The following is a 1053-nucleotide window of genomic DNA, read 5'->3' as shown; positions in this document are numbered from 1 at the left end:
CCCGGTGCAACAAATCCATGAATTAATATATTATTTTTTGTTGCCATGTCTTTTCCCCTTTATTTAGTATAATCTGGTCTTTTATCACAGCTAACATTTATGTATTTACAAAATAAAAATAATTCAATAAAATAAATCTATCAAATATTCGACTAAATGTCTATAAATAGTCAAATAAAAACAGGCGGGGATACATTATGGCAAGAATTTCATCTGAGCAGAGAAAACAGATACATGAGAACCTTCTCTTTAAGAGTAAAGAACTGTTTATTCACTATGGATTCTCTAAAACTAGTATTGATGACATAGTAAATGCATGTGGAATCGCAAAGGGTTCTTTTTATTCATATTATTCATCAAAAGAAGAGTTGTTTTACGCAGTATTGCGAAAAGAGGAAGAAGTAAAAAATACAATTATTTCAGAAATTATGTGTGAGTCTCTACCTCCAAAAGAACTTTTAATTCGTTTCTTTGAATTATCTTTTAAAACTATAGAACAAAACCCATTTTTACAAAGTCTTTATCAAAGAGGTGAATATGATCGAATTGTGAAAAGACTTCCTAAGGAACTTCTAGATAAACATGCAAAGGAAGATTTAGATAGTTCTTTAGCGTTTGTTAAATTTCTACAGGAAAAAGGCGTTACAGAAGATGATCCTGAAGTACTTATTGGCCTTTTTCGAACAACCATACTTATTCCATTACATCGACAAGAGATTGGAGAACCGACTTTTTCGAAGATGATGAAAAAAATGATTGAATGTTTATCAGAAGGTCTAACAAAACATAAGGAGTGAATTTCATTTATTATACATTTGCTGCTTTAGGGCTTCACTTTTCACTTCCATAAAAATTATGATTCAGAGGTGTATGTTTTCATATCAAAAGTTTAGTACTCTATTTTATAATCGAAAACATTTATAAACGCTGGTTAAGTGATTACAACCTTTATCAACTTCTTAGCGTACAATTTTCTCGAAATGATATGGAATGTAGTTTCAGTGAAAGTTGATGTAGATACAAAAGAAGCTAACGAAAACATTAAGGTATTAA

Annotated in this window: 1 protein-coding gene; it reads left to right on the top strand. The window is 29.9% G+C overall.

Annotated features, from left to right (window positions below):
• The first annotated feature begins 197 nt into the window (after window positions 1-197).
• Window positions 198-797 (top strand): TetR/AcrR family transcriptional regulator, encoded by a 600-nt coding sequence (locus CQZ94_RS30795; protein WP_105588444.1) that lies wholly within the window; start codon window positions 198-200, stop codon window positions 795-797.
• Window positions 798-1053 lie beyond the last annotated feature (256 nt).

The sequence above is a fragment of the Bacillus sp. MYb209 genome, assembly GCF_002975175.1.
Taxonomy (GTDB): domain Bacteria; phylum Bacillota; class Bacilli; order Bacillales; family Bacillaceae_G; genus Bacillus_A.
Note: the sequence above shows the minus strand (reverse complement) of the source record. Positions and strands in the feature narration are given on the sequence as shown.